Annotated in this window: 1 protein-coding gene; it reads left to right on the forward strand. The window is 51.2% G+C overall.

The annotated features are described in order from the left end of the window. The coding region (locus EGI32_RS21355; protein ID WP_255155496.1) for a hypothetical protein at positions 1-498 on the forward strand (498 nt) is incomplete at both ends.

A 498-nucleotide genomic window follows, 5' to 3' on the forward strand; every position in this document is an offset into this window, starting at 1 on the left:
AAATGCGACAGGTTGTGCCGTTACCGCAACGATCACCATCAACTCCGTTCCGGGTGCGCCTGCGGTGGCAACTTACACACTTACCCAGCCAAGCTGTACTACACCTACCGGTACCATTACCATCAATACACCAACAGGAACCGGCTTGACTTACAGCATCAATGGAACTACTTTCCAGGCAAGTAATATATTTACCGGCGTTGCTCCGGGAACCTATACTATTTCGGTGCGAAATGCCGCGGGTTGTACCTCCACTACTACTGCAACTTTAAATGCCGTTCCATCAGCGCCAGCTGCAGCAACGGCTACAGTCACCCAACCTACCTGTGCCACTCCAACCGGAACGATCGTAATTACGGCACCAACCGGCACCGGCCTGGAATACAGTATCAACGGAACCACTTTCCAGACAAGCACCACATTTGCCGGTCTTGCACCAAATACTTACACGATTACAGTACGTAACTCCGCAGGTTGTACTTCCACTGCTAGCGTAAT

Source organism: Ferruginibacter sp. HRS2-29, from assembly GCF_024343615.1.
In the GTDB taxonomy this organism is placed as follows: Bacteria; Bacteroidota; Bacteroidia; order Chitinophagales; family Chitinophagaceae; genus Ferruginibacter.